The organism is Chryseobacterium sp. SIMBA_028 (assembly GCF_046535285.1).
Taxonomy (GTDB): Bacteria; Bacteroidota; Bacteroidia; order Flavobacteriales; family Weeksellaceae; genus Chryseobacterium.
This window is the reverse complement of record NZ_JAWRWZ010000451.1, coordinates 1-260: the sequence shown is the minus strand read 5'-3', so window position 1 is coordinate 260 and position 260 is coordinate 1. Positions and strand designations below refer to the sequence as shown.

The 260-nt window shown below is 31.9% G+C and carries 1 pseudogene; it reads left to right on the top strand.

Annotated features, from left to right (window positions below):
• Window positions 1-260: pseudogene (locus tag SCA31_RS24090) on the top strand (epimerase); the annotation flags it as partial.

Genomic DNA, 260 nt, shown 5'->3' with positions numbered 1-260 from the left:
GAAAAATTGGATTGAAAATGCTGATGTTCTAATCAATCTCACAGGAAAATCTGTCGATTGTCGATATACCGAGAAAAACAAAAAGGAAATTTATTCTTCAAGAATTGAAAGTACAAAAGTTCTTCAATACGCTGTTGATCAATGTATCAAAAAACCTAAAGTTTGGTTGAATGCGAGTTCAGCAACAATTTACACTCACTCAGAAACACAATTAAATACAGAAGAAAACGGAATCATTGGTGACGATTTTTCCATGAATA